The organism is Aurantimonas sp. E1-2-R+4, assembly GCF_036549515.1.
Lineage (GTDB): Bacteria > Pseudomonadota > Alphaproteobacteria > Rhizobiales > Rhizobiaceae > Aurantimonas > Aurantimonas coralicida_A.
Genome location: NZ_JAZHLK010000047.1, coordinates 12,817 through 30,732 on the forward strand (window position 1 = coordinate 12,817; position 17,916 = coordinate 30,732).

General features: G+C 63.1%; 16 protein-coding genes. 1 reads left to right on the plus strand and 15 read right to left on the minus strand.

Annotated elements, in window-relative coordinates:
* Positions 1-11 precede the first annotated feature (11 nt).
* From VQ045_RS17440 to VQ045_RS17455, 4 genes are read right to left on the minus strand one after another with little or no spacing between them, the layout of a single operon-like run.
* A complete protein-coding gene (locus VQ045_RS17440) occupies positions 12-1,421 on the minus strand; it encodes an APC family permease (RefSeq protein ID WP_331831008.1) in 1,410 nt (469 codons plus the stop codon).
* The gene (locus VQ045_RS17445; protein ID WP_327624687.1) at positions 1,418-1,603 is read right to left on the minus strand and encodes a hypothetical protein; all 186 of its coding nucleotides are present in this window, start codon (positions 1,601-1,603) and stop codon (positions 1,418-1,420) included. The genes VQ045_RS17440 and VQ045_RS17445 overlap by 4 nt, the downstream gene beginning before the upstream one ends.
* 28 nt (positions 1,604-1,631) lie before the next feature.
* On the minus strand, positions 1,632-2,009 hold the full coding sequence (locus VQ045_RS17450; protein ID WP_327624686.1) for a hypothetical protein: 378 nt from the start codon (positions 2,007-2,009) through the stop codon (positions 1,632-1,634).
* 11 nt (positions 2,010-2,020) lie between these two features.
* Complete coding sequence (locus VQ045_RS17455; protein WP_327624685.1) at positions 2,021-2,314, minus strand: hypothetical protein; 294 nt, start codon at positions 2,312-2,314, stop codon at positions 2,021-2,023.
* 233 nt (positions 2,315-2,547) lie between these two features.
* Here VQ045_RS17455 and VQ045_RS17460 point away from each other — a divergent pair, with 233 nt between their 5' ends.
* The gene (locus tag VQ045_RS17460) at positions 2,548-3,201 is read left to right on the plus strand and encodes a helix-turn-helix domain-containing protein (protein ID WP_331831009.1); all 654 of its coding nucleotides are present in this window, start codon (positions 2,548-2,550) and stop codon (positions 3,199-3,201) included.
* A gap of 227 nt (positions 3,202-3,428) precedes the next feature.
* Here the strand turns inward: VQ045_RS17460 and VQ045_RS17465 are convergent, their stop codons facing one another.
* The 11 genes from VQ045_RS17465 to VQ045_RS17515 form a co-directional block, all read right to left on the minus strand.
* The gene (locus VQ045_RS17465; protein WP_331831010.1) at positions 3,429-5,141 is read right to left on the minus strand and encodes a dihydroxy-acid dehydratase; all 1,713 of its coding nucleotides are present in this window, start codon (positions 5,139-5,141) and stop codon (positions 3,429-3,431) included.
* Positions 5,142-5,143: 2 nt separating this feature from the next.
* Positions 5,144-6,607, minus strand: a complete 1,464-nt coding sequence (locus VQ045_RS17470) for an NAD-dependent succinate-semialdehyde dehydrogenase (protein WP_442879895.1) — start codon at positions 6,605-6,607, stop codon at positions 5,144-5,146.
* Positions 6,608-8,506 (minus strand): thiamine pyrophosphate-dependent enzyme, encoded by a 1,899-nt coding sequence (locus tag VQ045_RS17475; RefSeq protein ID WP_331831011.1) that lies wholly within the window; start codon positions 8,504-8,506, stop codon positions 6,608-6,610. It lies immediately after the preceding gene.
* Positions 8,499-10,013, minus strand: coding sequence for a tripartite tricarboxylate transporter permease (locus VQ045_RS17480; RefSeq protein ID WP_331831012.1), 1,515 nt, complete (start codon positions 10,011-10,013; stop codon positions 8,499-8,501). The genes VQ045_RS17475 and VQ045_RS17480 overlap by 8 nt, the downstream gene beginning before the upstream one ends.
* A 9-nt stretch (positions 10,014-10,022) precedes the next feature.
* On the minus strand, positions 10,023-10,538 hold the full coding sequence (locus tag VQ045_RS17485) for a tripartite tricarboxylate transporter TctB family protein (protein WP_327624675.1): 516 nt from the start codon (positions 10,536-10,538) through the stop codon (positions 10,023-10,025).
* Between the two features lie 30 nt (positions 10,539-10,568).
* A complete protein-coding gene (locus VQ045_RS17490; protein ID WP_331831013.1) occupies positions 10,569-11,534 on the minus strand; it encodes a Bug family tripartite tricarboxylate transporter substrate binding protein in 966 nt (321 codons plus the stop codon).
* A gap of 124 nt (positions 11,535-11,658) precedes the next feature.
* On the minus strand, positions 11,659-12,669 hold the full coding sequence (locus VQ045_RS17495) for a xanthine dehydrogenase family protein molybdopterin-binding subunit (RefSeq protein ID WP_331831014.1): 1,011 nt from the start codon (positions 12,667-12,669) through the stop codon (positions 11,659-11,661).
* Positions 12,669-14,549, minus strand: coding sequence for a molybdopterin-dependent oxidoreductase (locus tag VQ045_RS17500; protein ID WP_331831015.1), 1,881 nt, complete (start codon positions 14,547-14,549; stop codon positions 12,669-12,671). Before VQ045_RS17500 ends, VQ045_RS17495 begins: the two co-directional genes overlap by 1 nt.
* Positions 14,542-15,459, minus strand: coding sequence for an FAD binding domain-containing protein (locus tag VQ045_RS17505; protein ID WP_331831016.1), 918 nt, complete (start codon positions 15,457-15,459; stop codon positions 14,542-14,544). The genes VQ045_RS17500 and VQ045_RS17505 overlap by 8 nt, the downstream gene beginning before the upstream one ends.
* 21 nt (positions 15,460-15,480) lie before the next feature.
* The gene (locus VQ045_RS17510) at positions 15,481-16,644 is read right to left on the minus strand and encodes a zinc-dependent alcohol dehydrogenase (RefSeq protein ID WP_327624670.1); all 1,164 of its coding nucleotides are present in this window, start codon (positions 16,642-16,644) and stop codon (positions 15,481-15,483) included.
* Between the two features lie 44 nt (positions 16,645-16,688).
* The gene (locus VQ045_RS17515; RefSeq protein ID WP_327647252.1) at positions 16,689-17,546 is read right to left on the minus strand and encodes an IclR family transcriptional regulator; all 858 of its coding nucleotides are present in this window, start codon (positions 17,544-17,546) and stop codon (positions 16,689-16,691) included.
* Positions 17,547-17,916 lie beyond the last annotated feature (370 nt).

Genomic DNA, 17,916 nt, shown 5'->3' on the forward strand with positions numbered 1-17,916 from the left:
CTTCTCCCGCCTCAGTAGCCGACCGGCTTCGGCCAGTTCATGGTGAACTGGTCGGACCGTCGGACATATTTGTAGCGGCGCATGGTGAACCAGACCGAGGCCACGACGTAGAACGCCATCATCGCCAGCAGTTGGGCTCCAAAGCCGAGATAGGTCGCGAAGAAGGTGGTCACGCACAACACCATCAACACGATCGCCGGCAAGGGGTGCAGCGGATGCACATAGCCCCGCCGGATCGTGCCCAGAGGCCATTTGCGCCGGAACAGGATCATGTTGATCGGCATGAAGGTGTAGCCAAGGAGACCGGACAGGATCGAGAAGGTGATCACCTGGTCCAAGAGCCCGGTGAAGGCGAAGGACACGGCGATCGGGATCAGGATCAGGATCGATCGGTAGGGTGTGCGATAGCGCGGGTGCACCGCCCCGAACCAATTGGGCATGTAGCGGTCGCGTCCCATGGAGAACCAGGCCCGCGAGGCGTCGTTGATGCAGCCATTGGCGGAGGCTGTCGCCGCGAACATCGTACCGATGAACAGGAACACCTGCAGCGTTGTGCTGCCGGTCATTCGCGCCGCGTCGTAGAGCGGAACGACCGCCTGACCGAGATACTCCCAAGGCAGCAGCCCGGACGATACGTACCACGTCAAGGTCGCCGCGATCAGCAGTGTCATGATCCCGGTCATCGTACCAAGCGGCAGCGACCGGCTGGGGGAGCGCACCTCCTCGGCCGCCTGACACGTTCCCTCGATACCGAGATAATACCAGATGCCGAACTGGAACGACGCGATCACCCCGATCCAACCATAGGGCAGATCGGTCAACAGACCGGCATGCTGCAATACGGCGCCGGGATTCCATGGCTGAACGCCGATGAAGAGGATAAGGATGGATACGAAGGCGGCTGCGGTGATGACGAAATTCAGCGACAGCGTCATGAACACGCCGCGATAATTCAGAAACGCCAAGAGGGCGATGATCAACACCACGAACGGTCTCGGATCGAGATCCGCGTGGCCCGTCTGCTCCGCCAGGATCACCATCAGATCGCCAACGATCAGGGCATCGGCGGCCTCCAGCATGGTGTAGGCCATGACCAGATAGAGCCCGACATTGAAGGCCATCAGCGGCCCCATGATGTGCTTGGCTTGCGCGTATTGGCCGCCGGCCGCGGCCACGGTAGAGGTCACCTCGGAGTCGATCATCGCGACGCAGGTGTAAAGCAGGCCGATGACCCAGCAGGCGATCAGCGCGCCCAGCGCGCCACCCTTGCCGACCGAAAAATTCCAGCCCATGAACTCGCCGACGAGGACGATGCCCACGCCAAGCGCCCAGACATGCACCGGACCCAGCACGCGCAGGAGGCCAATTCGTTCCGATTTCGCGGCCACCGCCGCAGTTCCGTTCGCCGTCTGATCGGTCATTGCCCGGCCCCCCCGCGCGCTTCCGGCACATCGCCATGCTCCAGAAGCTCGTCGATCCCCTCGCGCGACGACATCAGGGTTTCCTCATCGAACTCGCGATTGACGCGCACGGCGTCCACTACCATCCACAAGAGCAGGCTTGCTGACACCGCCCACGCCGCATATTCTAGTAGAACCCACATCGGTTTTTCCCTCCCCCATTGCCTCGTTTCAGAGGTCGAATTTTTCGCTGATAACGTCGCGATATTCCTTGTCCGACATCCGGATGAGATAGACGAAGTAGCCGAGGATCACCGCCGCGGTGATCAACAGCATCAGCGGATCGATGGTGTAGTCGAACCGCGTGGTAATCATCTCGGCGGCCGTTTCCGCCGTGTAGCCAAGCTTCTCCCACTGCGCCTGCATGACGGGATTTTGCTTCAGGGTTTCCCAGGTGATCTCGGCGGGCATCACGGTCGTGCTGCCGGCACCGGTCAGGCCGAGTATCAAGGGAATAAACAGCGCCACGTACACCAGCGCCAACAGAAAGATCGAATCGAGAAATTGACCGAATCCGCTTTGCCGCGGTGGCTCATAATGTTTGCGCATGGTGCCCTCCCTTATTTGCCGCGCATCCGCCGCATCTCGTCGAGATGCCGGATGTCGAGCCCGTAGATGAATTCCTTTTCGTGGGCGTAGTGCCGCACCATCGCGAAGATCGCCGCCGTGTTGAAGAACAGCACCAGACCGCCGCCGATCAGCAGGACGGCCTGGATCGTCGTGTCATCTATGAGAGCGCTGATGCTGAAAAACACGAACACGACCGCCGCCCACAGCGCGGCGACGAAGGTCCATGCGAACAGCGCGTCGCCCCGGAACATTTTTTGAATCCGGTCATCCATCTTTTGGGTCATGCATTCTCCCCCCATATTCGCCGAAAGTTTCGTTGCGTCTCTCGTGCAGAGCTAAGTTGGGATCATTTTTTCCTAAAAAGCAACAAAATATCTTTGGAAGAAAACCAACAGAGGGATTCCGATATTGAATCCAACGCTTTTGCCGTTGTGGATTATCAATCTCCCGGACGGTGGCTGGACAAACTGTTTCCTGACAGTAAATTATTGCTAGTGTGTTTTCTGGAGATTAAACGATGAGTGAGAGCCAGAATGCCGCGCGCACGGCGCCGACCTTTGGGCAGGATCCGCATGGGGTCACCGACCGCAGTGAGAAAGTGCTCGAAGTCGCCATCGGCCGCGAGCTTCGCAACTTTCGCCTGCAAAAGTCGATGACAGTGGCGGAACTGGCACAGTTGACAGGCCTGTCGATCGGCATGCTGTCGAAGATCGAAAACGGCTTGACCTCACCGTCGCTGACGACGCTCCAGACCCTGTCGAACACGTTGAATGTTCCGATCACGGCGTTCTTTACGCGGTTCGAGGAGCACCGTCCTGTCGTCCATGTCAAACGTGGCGAAGCGATCGAAATCGAGCGCGCGGGCACCCGCGCCGGACATCAATACAACCTGTTGGGCCACATCGGCCCCAACGCCAGCGGCGTGACCGTGGACCCCTACCTCATCACACTCACGCACGAATCCGACGTCTTTCCCACCTTCCAGCACGGCGGCATCGAACTCTTGTACATGCTCGAGGGCGAGGTCGAGTACCGTCACGGCAAGCAAGTCTTCCTGCTGCAGCCGGGAGACAGTCTGTTCTTCGATGCCGAAGCGCCGCACGGCCCGGAAACCCTTGTTTCCCTGCCCGCGCGCTATCTTTCGGTCATCTCCTACCCGCAGGGCGGTTGAGCGGCCCGGCCGGGGGCAGAGGCTCCGTCGGGGCGCCTTGAGGCATCATGGTGTGGAACTAGAACGCTGTCCCGACCCGGCGCCTTAGATGGCGTCGTAGCGAGCAAGCGGCGGCGCTCTGGTCATCCGTGCATCGCAAGAAGATCGGCATCTCCAGCCGAATGGTCGGTCAAGGGCTCCAAATCGGGCACAGGCCCGCGGCACAGACCAGGGCCAGCTTTGACCTCTTATGCCCTGACCGGCTGCATGATTGCGAAATCGCACCCCTCGTCCGCCTGAAGGACCTCCTGGGCATATATCTTGTCGTAGCCGCGCCGCTCGGACGCCGGTTTCGACGGCGATCGGAAGCTGCTGCGCCGCCGTTCCAGCTCGTCATCATCGACCAACAGCTCGATCGTCTTGTTCTCGACCGACAGCTTGATGCGGTCGCCGGTGCGAACCAGCGCCAGCGGTCCGCCGATCGCCGCTTCCGGCGTGACGTGAAGCACGATCGTGCCGAAGGCGGTTCCCGACATGCGCGCGTCGGAAATGCGGATCATGTCCTTGACGCCCTTGGCCGAGAGCTTCTTTGGAATCGGCAGATAGCCGGCTTCCGGCATGCCGGAATCGCTACGCGGGCCGGCATTCTGCAGGACCAGTATATCGCCCTCTTCCACATCGAGGTCCGGATCGTCGATGCGCTTCGCCAGATCGGCGAGCGAATCGAACACCACCGCGCGTCCTTCCTTTTCGAACAACGCCTTGTCGGCCGCCGAACGCTTCAGGATCGCGCCGCCCGGCGCGAGATTGCCGAACAGCGCGACGAGGCCGCCTTCGGGTTCCAGGGGCTGTTCGGCGCTGGCGATGACCTTGCGATCGACCGGACCGACATCTTCGCGAAGCCGGTCGCCGAGCGTGTCGCCTGTCACCGTCTTGCAATCGAGATGCAGCAGCGGCTTCAACTCACGCAGCACAGCGCCCACGCCGCCGGCGAAGAAGAAGTCTTCCATGTAGTTGGCGCCGACGGGCTTGAGATTGACCAGCACCGGCGTCTCGTCGGACAACTGATTGAGCCGCCGCAGCGAAACCGGAATGCCGAGGCGTCCCGCGATCGCCGTCAGGTGAATGATAGCGTTGGTCGACCCGCCGAGAGCGAGCAGGATTCGCAAGGCATTCTCGACCGATTTCTCGGTGATCACCTCGCTGGGCCGGATGGGATTGTCGATCATGCGCGCGGCCGCGAGACCGGTCGCCTCGGCGGCCCGCAGCCGATCGGCATGAACCGCCGGGATGGCCGCCGTCCCGGGCAGCGACATGCCAAGCGTCTCGGCGATGCAGGCCATCGTCGATGCCGTCCCCATGACGGCGCAGGTGCCGGCGGTGGTCGCCAGACGGCCCTCGATGTCACCGATCACATCGCTGGAGATTTCCCCGGCGCGGTATTTTCCCCAGAACCGGCGGCAGTCGGTGCAGGCGCCGAGCCGCTCCTCGCCGTAGCGCGAGGTCATCATCGGACCGGCGACGATCTGGATCGCCGGAAGGTCCGCCGATGCCGCCCCCATCAACTGCGCCGGCACGGTCTTGTCGCAACCGCCCATCAAGACGACGGCGTCCATCGGCTGGGCGCGGATCATCTCCTCGGTGTCCATCGACATCAGGTTGCGAAACTTGAGGCTCGTCGGATTGAGAAAAACCTCGCCGAGCGAAATTGTCGGAAACTCGATCGGCAGCGCGCCGCCGAGCAAGACACCGCGCTTCACCGCCTCCAGCATCTCCGGAAAATGCCGATGGCAGTTGTTGAAGCCGGAAAAACTGTTCGCGATCCCAACGATCGGCTTCTTCAGAACCTCGCGGGAATATCCCATCGAACTGGCGAAGGAGTTTCTCAGATAGAGCGAGAAATCCCTGTCGCCGTAGTTGGTCAGGCCGCGCGCGAACCCTCTTGCCTCGTCTTCACTCATGTTCAGCGCGCCCGCTCTTCCAGCTTGATCTTGACGTATTTCGTCTCAAGATAGTCACCGATGCCGAAGGAGCCGCCCTCGCGCCCCATGCCGCTTTCCTTGACGCCGCCGAACGGCGCTTCCGCGGTCGCGAGCAACATCTCGTTGACGCCGACCATGCCGACCTCAAGGTCTTCATAGGCCCGCGTCGCGGTTCGCAGATCGTTGGAGAAGACGTAACCGGCGAGGCCGAAAGGCAGCGCATTGGCCCTCTCCATCACCTCGTCATAGGTCGTGAAGGTGGTCAGTGGCGCGACCGGCCCGAACGGCTCCTCCCGCATGATGCGGGCATCGTCGGGAACCTGGCCAAGGACGGTCGGCTCGAAGAAGAAGCCGCGATTGGCCTCGGCCGGAACGCTGCCACCGGCCAAAACCTCGGCGCCCCGCTGCCTGGCATCCGCGACGAGCTCCTGAATCGTCTCCAGTCCGCGCCGGTTGGCGAGCGGCCCCATCTGAACCCCCTCCTCCATGCCGCGTCCGACCTTCAGGGATTTCGCGACTTCAGCGAAACGGCGGGCAAACGCTTCGTATTTCGACTCGTGGACGTAGAAACGCGTCGGCGAGATGCAGACCTGGCCGCAATTGCGGAACTTGGTATTGGCGCAGACCTCCGCGGCCTTTTCGGCGTCGACGTCGTCGAAGACGACGACCGGGGCGTGGCCGCCCAATTCCATCGACACCTTCTTCACGCCGTCAGCGGCCAGGTGCAGGATCTGCTTGCCGACCGGAATGGAACCGGTCAGCGAAACCTTGCGCACGATCGGCGAGGCGATCAGGCGCCGGGCGATCATGTCGGATTGGCCGGTGAGGAAATTGACCACCCCGCTCGGGACGCCGGCGTCGTGGCAGGCGCGCACCAACGCCGCGCAAGAAGCGGGTGCCTCGCCGGCCGGCTTGATGATGATGCTGCAGCCCGCGGCAAGCGCGGCCGCGATCTTGCGGGCGGGCAGAAGGGCCGGAAAATTCCATGCGGAGAACGCCGCCACGACTCCGACTGGCTGGTGAATCACCGCCATGCGGCTATCGGCCGTGCGGCTCTCGATGATCTGGCCGTAGATGCGCTTGGTCTCTTCCGAATACCACTCGAACTGATCGGCCGCGGCGTTCACTTCGCCCTTGGCTTCAGCCAGGGGCTTGCCGGTTTCCACCGACATCAGTGTCGCGATCTCGTCGGCGCGTTCGCGAATGAGGTCGCTGGCCTTGCGGATCAGCTTGGCGCGCTCCCAGGTTCCGACCCGGCGCCAGACGGAAAAGCCGGCCCGAGCCGCCGTCAACGCGGCGTCGATATCGGCTTCGGTCGCCTCGGCGATGGAGCCGAGCGTGTCTTCCGTGGCCGGATCGGTGACCGCCCGCGTCGCGCCGTTCGACGCACCACGCCAGGCGCCGTCGATGTAGAGTTCCAGATCACGATACATGGCCGATTCCATTCAGATTTTCTGTTCGAGATAGCGGGCCTGGACGTCATCGACCCAGTTGCCGACATTCCAGGAGCCATAGGCTCCCATTTCCGCGATCGGGTCACGACCGGCGTAGACGGGGATATGCACCAGCGACAGGCCATCATGGGCATGGGCTTCGTCAAGCGCTGCACTCAGTGTATCCCGCGTGGTGCCGCCGAACAGTGCTTTTACACCGGCAAAGGCGCCCGCCATCGCGACATAGTCCACCGCGACACTGTCGTTGGTGCGGAATTCCACCCCATACTGGGCGTATTGCAGGCTGGTTATGGCCCCCATCCGGCGATTGTCGAACAGCGCGATCATGCCCTTCACGCCGTGCTCGACCGCATCGATCAGGATCTGCGGGTTCATCATGAGCGAGCCGTCGCCGGTGAAGGCTATGCCGTAACGTGCCCCCTCCACGCCGGCGGACCCCAGCAACGCCGAGGCGGCAAAGCCCATGTAGGACGCGCCGGTTTCGGTGAACGTATCGCCGACCGCGTCGTCTTCGACGATCTGAAAGCCGTTCGCCTGGACATCGCCGGCATCGAAGAACTTGGCGGCTCCGATCCGCTTGGCGAATTCTGCGACGGTATGAATCGCCGCCGGCTGCGTCAACACGGCCTGCTTCCAGACCGCATCATCGAGTGGTGCGGCACTTGTCCGCTCCCGCTTGAATGCGTTCCAGACGGCCTTCTTGTCGGCGCAAAGGCGCAACCATTCGCCGCGATCGTCTTTCAGGGCCCTCTTTTCGCGCAGGACATCGAGCAGTCGCGCAGCGACGCAAGTGATATCGCCGGGCAGAGGCAACGTATTGGCATAGTGGGTGACATCGCCGATCGCGCCATTGATGTTGATGACGGCCCTGGCATTGGGATAGCCGACGCCGGAGCAATCGGCCTGGCAGACACCGCGCGAGCCGATGAAGACGACGAGATCGGCCTCCTCCATGGCAAAATTTCCGCTGATCGTGCCCTTCGATCCGCCGACATGCATGTTCTGCGGATGGTCGTCCGGCAACACGCCGGTCGAGCCCGGCGAAAGCACAACCGCGGCACCGATCGCCTCGGCGAGGTCGCGTACCACGGAAGCATGCCCGCGGGTTCCGCCACCCGCCTTGATCACGATCTTGCGGTGACGGGCAAGCAGGGCCGCCGCCGCCTCATAGACTTCCAGACCGGCCGGCGCCACGGCCGGAAGCGCCATGCGGCCGGGAAGCGTATCGACATTCACCTTCATCGATTGCGGCTGCGTGTTGATGGGCAGCAAGATGAAGAACGGGCCCGGCATGTAGGGGTGATGCACGCAGTTGGTCCCGCGGCGCATGCACTCCCGCAGGGATTCCGGCGTATGCAAGGTGTGGGACTGGCCCATCAGCGCCGTGATCTTGCCGAAGATCCCCTGTTCGGGTTTCGGCACCTGCTGCATGTTGTAGCCTTCGCCGCGCGTCGTCTCGTCACCATAGATGTGATAGACGCCGACGCCGTTGGACGCGGCGGCCAGCGAGCCGGCCATGGCCTGAAGGCCGCCCGGCCCGATCGAGGTAATGACGGCCGGCGTCTTGCCGTACTGCCAGGCATGCGCGGTGGCCGCATGCGCCATCTCGACCTCGTTGCGGCAATTGATCACCGTGACGACGCCGGCCTCACTGTAAATTCTCAGGACATTTCCCAGATCAGTCGACCCGTGCCCGAAAATCGCGAAGTAGTGCGTCACGCCCTGCTTCAGCAGCCCGATGACCAGTGCCTCGGACAAGCTCGTCTCGATCGGCATCGTCATATCGCCCGCGGCGAAAGCGGCATCGACGCCGTCGTGGCGAGCAAGAAGCCCCGCCCTTTCCCGAATTTCGCTTTCCTCGTCCCCGGATCCGAACTTACTCTCAAGCATTGCTGGCTCCGACGTTCATTTTCCCTCGCCTCTTCGCGAAAACCTCTCCCGACACCTGCAACGCGATGATGAACGCAGCGAGACCGAAGAAGAACAGGGCGGTAGGCGACGTGTAGAAGATGGCGAGATCCCCGCCGGAGAGGTTCATGGCCGTGCGGAATTCGCCTTCCAGCGTCGGCCCGAGCACCAAGCCGAGGATGATCGGGGTCACGGGAATTTCGGCCTTGATCACCGCGTAGGCGAGCAACCCGACGATCGCCATCGTGTAGATGTCGAAGATGCTGTTGCGCACGGTGAAGGCTCCGATGCCGCACAGAACGATGACGAGAACCGCCATCAATCGGGGCGGCACTCTCAGCACGTGGACGAACAGCCGGATGCCAAGCAGTTGCATGAACAGGATCGCGACATAGGCGACGACGATCGAGACGTAGATTCCGTAGACTTCCGTCTGGTGGTTGAGAAACAGCGCCGGTCCCGGCACGATGCCATGGATCTGCATGCCGGCCAGGACGATTGCGGTCGCCGGATCGCCAGGGATGCCGAGTGACAGAAGCGGGATCATGGTTCCCCCGGTGACGGCGTTGTTCGCGGTTTCCGGCGCGACGACACCCTCGATCGCTCCCTTGCCGAAGCGGGACGGATCCTTGGAAAAGCGTTTGGCATGATCGTAGGCGAGGAACGAGGCGATCGGGCCGCCGGTACCGGGGATGGCGCCGATGACGGTCCCGATGGTCGAACAGCGGACCATCAGCCAGAAATTGCTGGCGATCAGCCGCAAGGACGGCAGCTCGGCGCGGATATCGCTCATCTGCGCGGGAGGCGCGACGCCCCTGCGGTGTTCCTCGAAGACCTGGATGATGAAGGGGACGGCGAACAGGCCGATCATGGCGACGAGTAGGTTGACGCCCTGCAGCATGCTCGTCGTGCCGAAGGTCATGCGCGGCACACCATCCAGGACGTCGAGCCCGATGGTCATCGCCATCAGTCCGAGCAGCCCGGCGATCAGCCCGCGCAACATCGACTTGCCGGCCATGCCGCAAATCGTCGACAGTCCGAACACGACGAGAGCGAAGATTTCGGCCGGGCCGAAGGACATGGCCATGCGCGAAACCAGATTCACCGACACGACCATCACGATCAGGCTGAAGATGCCGCCGAAGGTGGAAACGATCACCGCCATGCCGAGCGCGATCGACGCGCGCCCGGTCTTGGCCATGGGATAACCGTCGATGACGGTCGCCGCGGCGGACGGCGTGCCGGGAATGCCGAGCAGAATCGCCGAAACCGACCCGCCGGTCATGCCGCCGATATAGGTGCCGAGAAGCAGGCCGATGGCGGGCACCGACTCCATGCCGAAGGTCAGCGGGAGCGCCAGCGCCAGTGCAACCGTGAAGGTCAGTCCGGGAATGGACCCGAAAATCAGACCGATGAGCGAGCCCAGAGCCACCGCGCCGAGGCTTTCGGGCTGAAGCGCGATCGCCGCCGCTGTCAGAAAGCTGTCCATGTCAGGCCATCAACCCAAATTGATCCACGAACCGGTCGCGAGATAGACGCCGAGGATCTTTCCGAAGATCAGCCAGCAGGCGAAGGTGATGCCGACGCTCATGGCTCCGATGCGTAGCGGCGACCGGTCGTTCGTGCAGACCAGCATGATCGACGCGACAGTCAGGAGCGTGGCGAGAACGAAGCCGATGCGCTGCATCAAAAATCCGTAGGCAAGAAGATGCGCGACAGTCAGGATCGCCGCGACGAGACCGACAGCTCCATTGGCGCCTGCCGCCTCAGGCTCATTGATCGCCCCCTCGGCCCCTGGCGTCACGGCGTCGTCACGCCGCTTGCCCAGCGCCGCAATAGTCAGCCACAGCGAGAAGACCGCCAGCAACGCGCCCAGGAGGAGCGGGAAAGCGCGGGGACCGACGTCCCCGCCTCCCGTGCCCGGCGGTATCGTGCGCCAGACAATCAGCATCCAGACCAAAGACAGGGTCAGAAGCAGCATGCCGGTTACGACATCACGCATTTTTTCCGACATCTGCCCCTCCTCGAAACGGAATCTGCCGGTTTATTTCGTCATACCCAGTTCGCCGAGGAGCTCGGCGTAGAACTTGTCATCGCGGGCGATGATTTCGCCGAATTCCGCACGTCCCTTAAAAGCCGGCTCGAAGCCGATGTTCTTGGAGGCCGCGATGAATTCGTCCGACTCCGCCGCTGCCTTGGCCGCCGCCTCCAGCTTTGCGAGCACGTCGTCCGGGGTTCCCTTGGGTGCCGCCAATCCGCGCCACATCGAGATGTCGATGTCGTAGCCCTGGCTCTTGGCCGTCTTCACATCGGGTAGAACGCTGACCGGCTCTGCCCCGGTCGAACCGAGGACAGTCAGGTCGCCGGACTGGACATAGGAAAGAAACTGGCCCGGCCATTGGATGGCGGCATCGATGCGACCGGCGAGCAATTCGACGGGCGCCTTGCCGTCTCCGTAAGAGACGTAGTTGACCTGATCGGCGATGCCCATGGCGTCGAACAGGGCGGCCGACGTCAGATGCGTGAACGAGCCCTTGCCGGAAATGCCGACATTGATCTTCTTGCCGCCTTCCTTGACGGCCTTGGCCATCTCGTCGAGGCTTTTCCAGCCCGTCGAGACATTCACCGCGAGGACCGGGATTTCGACCGACACCTGGGCGATCGGTGCGAATTCCTCATAGTTGAACGGCAGATTGCCGAGGTGATACGTCGTGTTGATGGAGTTGGAGTTCCACACGATATTGTAGCCGTCAGGACGGGTCGACTGGACGTGGGCATAGCCGATCGCGCCACCCCCGCCGGTGCGGGCGACCGGCACGACCGGAGAACCGAGTTCCCGGGACATCAGCTCCGCCAGAAGCTGCGCCGTGGTGTTGGCCGTGCCGCCGAACAGGACGGTCATTTCGACCGGCTTTTCCGGATACTCGGCCCGGGCTGGAAGACTTCCGGCGAGTGTGACGGCCGCCAGCGCGGCGGCGATAAGCCCCCCGCCAAATTTGAACGAATGCATGTTGTTCTCCTCCCAGTAATGCGCTCGGCGACCTCCCGCCGCGATGAAATTCAACGTCTCCAGACGCACACTCGGCAAGCCGGACGAATCCTGTCCGGCCGGCCCGAGAGCACTGTCGGGGCCGTCAGCTGGCCATCTCCAGTTTGGCGGATTTTTTCTCTTCCAAACCCTGCAAGATGGATTCCGGCGTTGCCGGCAGCGCGGTGATGCGCACGCCGATCGCGTCGTAAATGGCGTTCATGATCGCCGGCGCCGTCGGCACCAGCGCTGGTTCGCCGATGCCCTTGGCGCCGAGCGGGCTGCGCGGGTCGCGGTCTTCCACGAGCATCGTGTTGATCTGCGGAATGTCGAGCGACGTCGGCAGGATATATTTGGAAAAGCCGTGGGTGGTCGTGTGACCCTTATCGAGCTGATAGTCTTCCATCAGCGCCTGGCCCAACCCTTGCACGATGCCGCCTTCGATCTGACCCTCCACGCCGCGAGGATTGATCGCACGGCCGACGTCGTGAACGGCCCACATGCCCAGCACCTGAACCTCGCCCGTCAAGGTGTCGACTTCCACCTCCGCGACCTGACAGCCGAAGACATAGGCTTGCCAGGGAGCGCCGGAACCGTCGACCGGATCGAGACCGGTGCCGTGCGCCGTGAACGAGCCGGAGCCGACCGGCACGACCCCCCGCTTCTTGCAGAGCGCCACCGCCTCATCGACGGTCATCCGGTTGTTGGTACCCTCGGCCCAGATTTCGCCGTCGAACGCCTTGATCGTCGCGGCGTCGACCTGCCAGTGATCGGCCAGTTCTGCATCGAGCTTGGCGCGGGCGTCGCGGCATGCGATCGCGACACAGTTGCCGATCATGTAGGTCTGGCGCGTCGCGCCGGCATGCGCCGCCTCGGGCGAGCGCGCCGTGTCGTTGTCGCCGATCGTCACGTCGGCGGGCCGGATGCCGAGCTCTTCGGCGGCGACCTGCGCGAGTACCGTCAAGATGCCCTCGCCGATCTCGGTGACGCCGGTGACCACCTTTGCGGTGCCGCCATCATCCATTTCCACCCAGGCGCCCGCCCGGTCGATCGTCGCGGTGCGGGCAATGCCGTACCAGGATGCGGCCATGCCGCGCCCCCTCGCCCAGCGCTTCATCAGGCAACCTCCTGCTTGTCATCCGCCGCCGCTTGGCGAAAACGAGCGCCGAGGGTGCAGGGCTGGCGCGTGTCGGAACCGCCGAGATCTGACCGCGTGGCACCGCGGCTCGTCGGCGCGCCCGTTTCCCAGCGGCAGAACGCCTCCGCGGTTTTCAGCACCTCGCCGATGGAGACCGTATCGAGCCGCTGCCCCGTGTGCGTGTGGGACCCGACCGTCATCATGTTCCGGCGCCTGATCTCGAACGGATCGAGACCGAGCCTTTCGGCACAGATGTCGAGGTGTGACTCGGTGGCGAACTGCGCCTGCATGGCACCGAAGGTCCGGAACGCGCCGGACGGCGTGTTGTTGGTGTAGACGCCGAACGTGTCGATCCGCGTGTTGGCGAGGTCGTATGGGCCGAGCGACAGGATCGCGGCCTTGCGCATGACGCCTTCGGTGGACATGCCATAGGCGCCGCCGTCGCTGATCATCTTGAACGAGACGGCCGTGATCGTGCCGTCGCTCTTCAGGCCCATCCTGCAAGTCACCTTCGAAGGGTGGCGTTTGGCCGTCGCGATGATCGATTCCTCGCGGGTGAAGACAATCCGAACAGGGCGTCCGCTCTTCATGGCGGAAAGCGCCAGCATGCCCTGGTAGATCATGTCCTCCTTGCCGCCAAAGCCGCCGCCGACCGGGCTCATGATGAAGCGAACCTTGTTGATCGGCTTGTCGATGATGGTCGACAGCATGTGGCGATGGTGGGTGATGTTCTGGCTCGGGGAGACGACGGTCACCACGCCGTCGTGATCGACATAGGCAAGGCCTGCCTCCGGCTCGAGATAGGCGTGCTCGACCTGCTGGGTCGAATAGCTGTTCTCGACGATGACATCGGCCTCGGCAAAGCCCCGCTCGACATCGCCTTTGCGGATGGGGATGTGCTTGACGACATTGTCCTGGGCATAGTCGTGGACGATGACCGCGCCGGGCCGCATCGCCTCCTCGGGATCGAAGACGCCCGGCAGTTCCTCATATGCGACCTTGATCAGCCCGAGAGCCCGGCGCGCAATCTCCTGGGTCTCGGCCGAGCCCGCGGCGACGGCTTCGCCGACGTAGCGCACCTTTCCGCGCGCCATCACCGGCTGGTCGTGGACGAAGACGCCAAACCCGTCCAGACCGGGCACATCCTTGTGCGTGATCACACATTCCACGCCGTCCAGCGCCTCGGCGGCCGACGTGTCGATCGAGAGGATCTTCGCATGGGGATACGGGCTGCGCAGCACCTGCATATGCAGCATGTCCTGCATCGTCATGTCGCCGGCGTATTTCAGCGCGCCGGACACCTTGCTCGGCGCATCGAGCCGACGGACATTGTTGCCGATATAGGAGGCGCCAGCGCCGTCCTCATCGAGCGCGGTGGCGGGAAGACGGCCATTCATGACGTCCCGGGCCAGTTCGACCGCCTCGAAGATCTTCGTGTAGCCAGTGCAGCGGCAGATGTTACCGCCGAGGCGCTCCTTGATCTCTTCGAGGTCGGCGAACGGATTTTCACGCAACGCCGAGGTGGCTGCCATCACCATGCCCGGGATGCAGTAGCCACACTGGCTGGCGCCGGTCTTGTGGAAGGCCTGCTGCAGGGTGGTCAACTCACCGCGCGGCGCGAGCCCCTCGATGGTCTGGATATCCGCCCCGTCAGCCTTCACCGCCGGCATGAGACAGGATTTCACCAGCTTGCCGTCGACAAAGACCGAACAGGTGCCGCACTCGCCGGCGCCGCAACCTTCCTTGCTTCCGGTGAGGTTGATTTCCTCGCGCAGATAATCGAGCAGGCGGTAGCTGCCATTGAGCGGCCGGGCGAATTTGCGGCCGTTGACGGTCATGGTCAGGACGCGGTCAGACATGAGCTGCTTCCCTCTGCTGTGCATTTGGAACCGGCGCGCCGCACGCAACGAGCGCGTCTTCCAGCGCGGCCTCCACAAAGCCCCGCACGACCCGCTGGCGATAGGCGACGCGCGAGCGCGAAGCGACGCGCTCGGCCGGCAACACGCTGGCTTCGGCCACCAGCTCGCGGGTGATGGGCTGGCCGATCAGCATGGTCTCGATATCGTGCAGCCGGACGGGCACAGGACCGACCCCGCCGAGCGCGAGGCGAACGTCTTCGAAGACGTCGCCGGCGGCGTTGGTCTTGACCAGCGCGACGGCCGACACCCTGGATATGACGAGGGAGCGTCGCTGGCCCACTTTTTGAAACGAGCCGCCATAGCCGCGCATCGATTCACAGATCACGGCGGTGATCAGTTCACCGGCTCGCAGTGCGGTGCGGCCGGGACCAAGGATGAAGTCGCCGATCGGCAGCGTCCGGCGGCGGATGTCGCCGTTTTCCAGAGACGCAAGCTCCACATCCGCGTTCATCGCGAGCAGCGGCGGCACGCCGTCCGCCGCTGGAGAGGCATTGGCGATATTGCCCGCCAGCGTCGCCTGTTCGCGCACCTGGTCGTCGGCGAACCAGATCGCGCAATACGGCATACAGGGCAGATGCTCGCGCAGGACGGCGTCGGTCAGAAAGGCCTGAAAGGCGACATTCGCGTTGAGCCGAACCCGGTTGCCGACGTGTTCGTAACCCTGGAACTCGCGGACCCGGCTCAGATCGACGACGATCGAATAATGCACGTCTCCGCCCCGGCCCTCGCGGGCATAAGGCAGGACGTCGGTCGCCCCGGCGATGACCTTGCCGTCCGCGGGAAGCTTGCCGACTGTCTCCAGCGCTTCCCGCAGGCCGCGCGGCGTGACGTATTCCTCAAAGGACAACATTATCTCGACCTTCGATCCTGATCATTCCGCCGCGATCGACTGGGCTTGCGCCTGCTTGTTGCGGACCACCACCTTGATCGCGTCTTCCACGCGGTCCTTGGCGTAGCGCAGCGCCTCCGGCAGGTTTTCCATCGGAAAGGTGTGGGTGTGGATCTGGGTGGCGTCGAAGCGCTTCTGGCGCATGAAGGCCTCGGCGCGGTGTGTCGCGCCCTTGCCTTCGCCCCGGATGCCGTAAACGTAGATGTTGTTGCGAACCAGATAGGCCACGTCGACGGGCACCGGCGCGCTCGGGAAGGCTGCCAGGCAGATCTTGCCGCCGCGGTTCAGCATCTGCGCCGCCTCGTTGACCGCATTCGGTGCCCCCGAGCATTCCACCACATAGTCGACGCCCTTGCCGTCGGTGAGCCGACGAACGGCCTCGACAGGGTCTTCATTGCGCACGTTGATGACGTGGTCGGCGCCGAGGCGCTTGCCGATCTCGAGCCGGTTGTCGCGGGTTCCGGTCAAAATCACCGGCTGCGCGCCGAGCGCCTTGGCGACGGCGGCACCCAGCAGGCCGATCGGGCCCGGCCCGCTGACGACGACGCTTTCGCCCGCTACGAGACCGCCGAGCTCGGTCAGGCCGTACATCGCGGTTCCGGCAGTGACGACGAGCGTCGCCTCCTCATCGCTCATGTCATCGGCGACATGCACCAGGGTGTTGATGTTGTTCACCTGGTATTCGCAGAAGCCGCCATCGGTCGTGAAACCGTTGGCGCGATGGCCCTTGTCGACGTTGCCGTAGTTCTTGCCGTAGTTGTGGCAGGACGTATACATGCCCTGCCGGCAACGCTTGCACTGGCCGCAGCCGGCGTGAATCTCGACCGTCACGCGCTCACCGATGGCGTATTCGTCGACGCCCTGCCCGAGCGCGACCACGGTTCCCATATACTCGTGGCCCGGCGTGAAGTTCTTGTTGAACGGCGCGCCGCCCTCGATCTGCGCTGGCGGACCGTGGTGAATGATCTCAAGATCGGTGGCGCAGATGGCAACGGCATCGATGCGGACCAGGACCTCCGCTTTCTTCGGCGAAGGGACGGCCTTGTCGACAAAGGTCAGCTGCCCCGGATCGCCCAGAACCCAGGCTTTCATGGTCTCCGGAACCGGATAATCCGGATGGGTCTTCACACCTTCTTCCATAGCCATGTCTTCTCCTCCCACGACGTCGCAACTGACAGAAACGGTTGCTCTTAAAATTGGCCGACACGCAGCCTGTTGGATAATTTGCCGGCGCACTCGATCACCGCGCGGATCATGTGCGCGCGGTATTCGGTGGTTGCCCTGCTCTTCGGGATCGAAACGCTGATCGAGCCGAGCACCGCGCCGCTGCCGTCGCGCAACGCCGCGCCGTAACAGATGACGTTCGGCTCCAGCTCCTCATCGTCGACGGCGAAGCCCGAACGACGCACGATGCGCAATTCCTCGATGAGCGCGGACAGCGAAGTGATCGTGCTCGCCGTGAATGGCGTCAGACCGCTGTTGGAGACCACGCGCGCCAGCTCGGTCTCGGGCAGCCAGGCGAGGATCGCCTTGCCCGTCGCCGTCGCATGCGCCGCGCGCATCTTCTTCACCTCGTCCGGCTCCACATGGGTCGGCATCAGCGAGCCGAACTTGAGCCGGGTCATCAAAATGGAATCGCGCAGCACCGCCAGTTGGACGCTTTCGCGCAAACTGACATTCAGCGCCTGCAACTCGTCGTGGACGAATTCGCAAAGATCGAACTCGCGACTGGCGAGCGCCGCCAGATCCGCCAATTTCGAACTGAGCATATAGCCGCGGCTCCGCCCGGCATGAATGACGTAGCCGCGCGCCACCAGCGTCGCCACCAGATGATGGCAGGTCGACAAATTCAACTCGGCCGCCCTGGCGAGTTCGTTCAGCAGAATCGGACGATCCTTGCCGGCAATCACTTCGATCAGCTTCAGGGCCCGGTCCACCGATTGAATGACCCGCCCCTCCGCCGACTTCTTTTTGCCGGCGCCGGCGGGCTCTTCATATTTGTCCTTGGGCTTGGCGGGAGAGGACGACATTGGTTCGGCTTCGCTCATTTTTGGAAGGCCGTCGGCCCCTCTCTTCAACTTGGTCGCAGCCTACGGGCGATGTCGTTTGATCGTCAAATAAAATCCACATCGTCAAATTGCTTTTCACAATGTGAAATTTGAACGGATTTTGTTGTAGTCTATATCGTGTCCGGTAACAGACTTTGCTTCCACTCCACCGGAATGGCAGAGGCTCAGAGGCGGAAAATCGGCGGGAGCTGGGGCGTTGGTGAATTATCTGGTTTATGTCAGCCAGGCCCGGCAGGGTCTTAGAGTCGGTCCGGAAAGTTGTTCAATTTGAACAAAGCCTTCGCAGCATTAGGCGGATAGACGCCAGTTTGAGGAATGCGAGCGCGTTGCGCGACAGGTTCTCGAAATC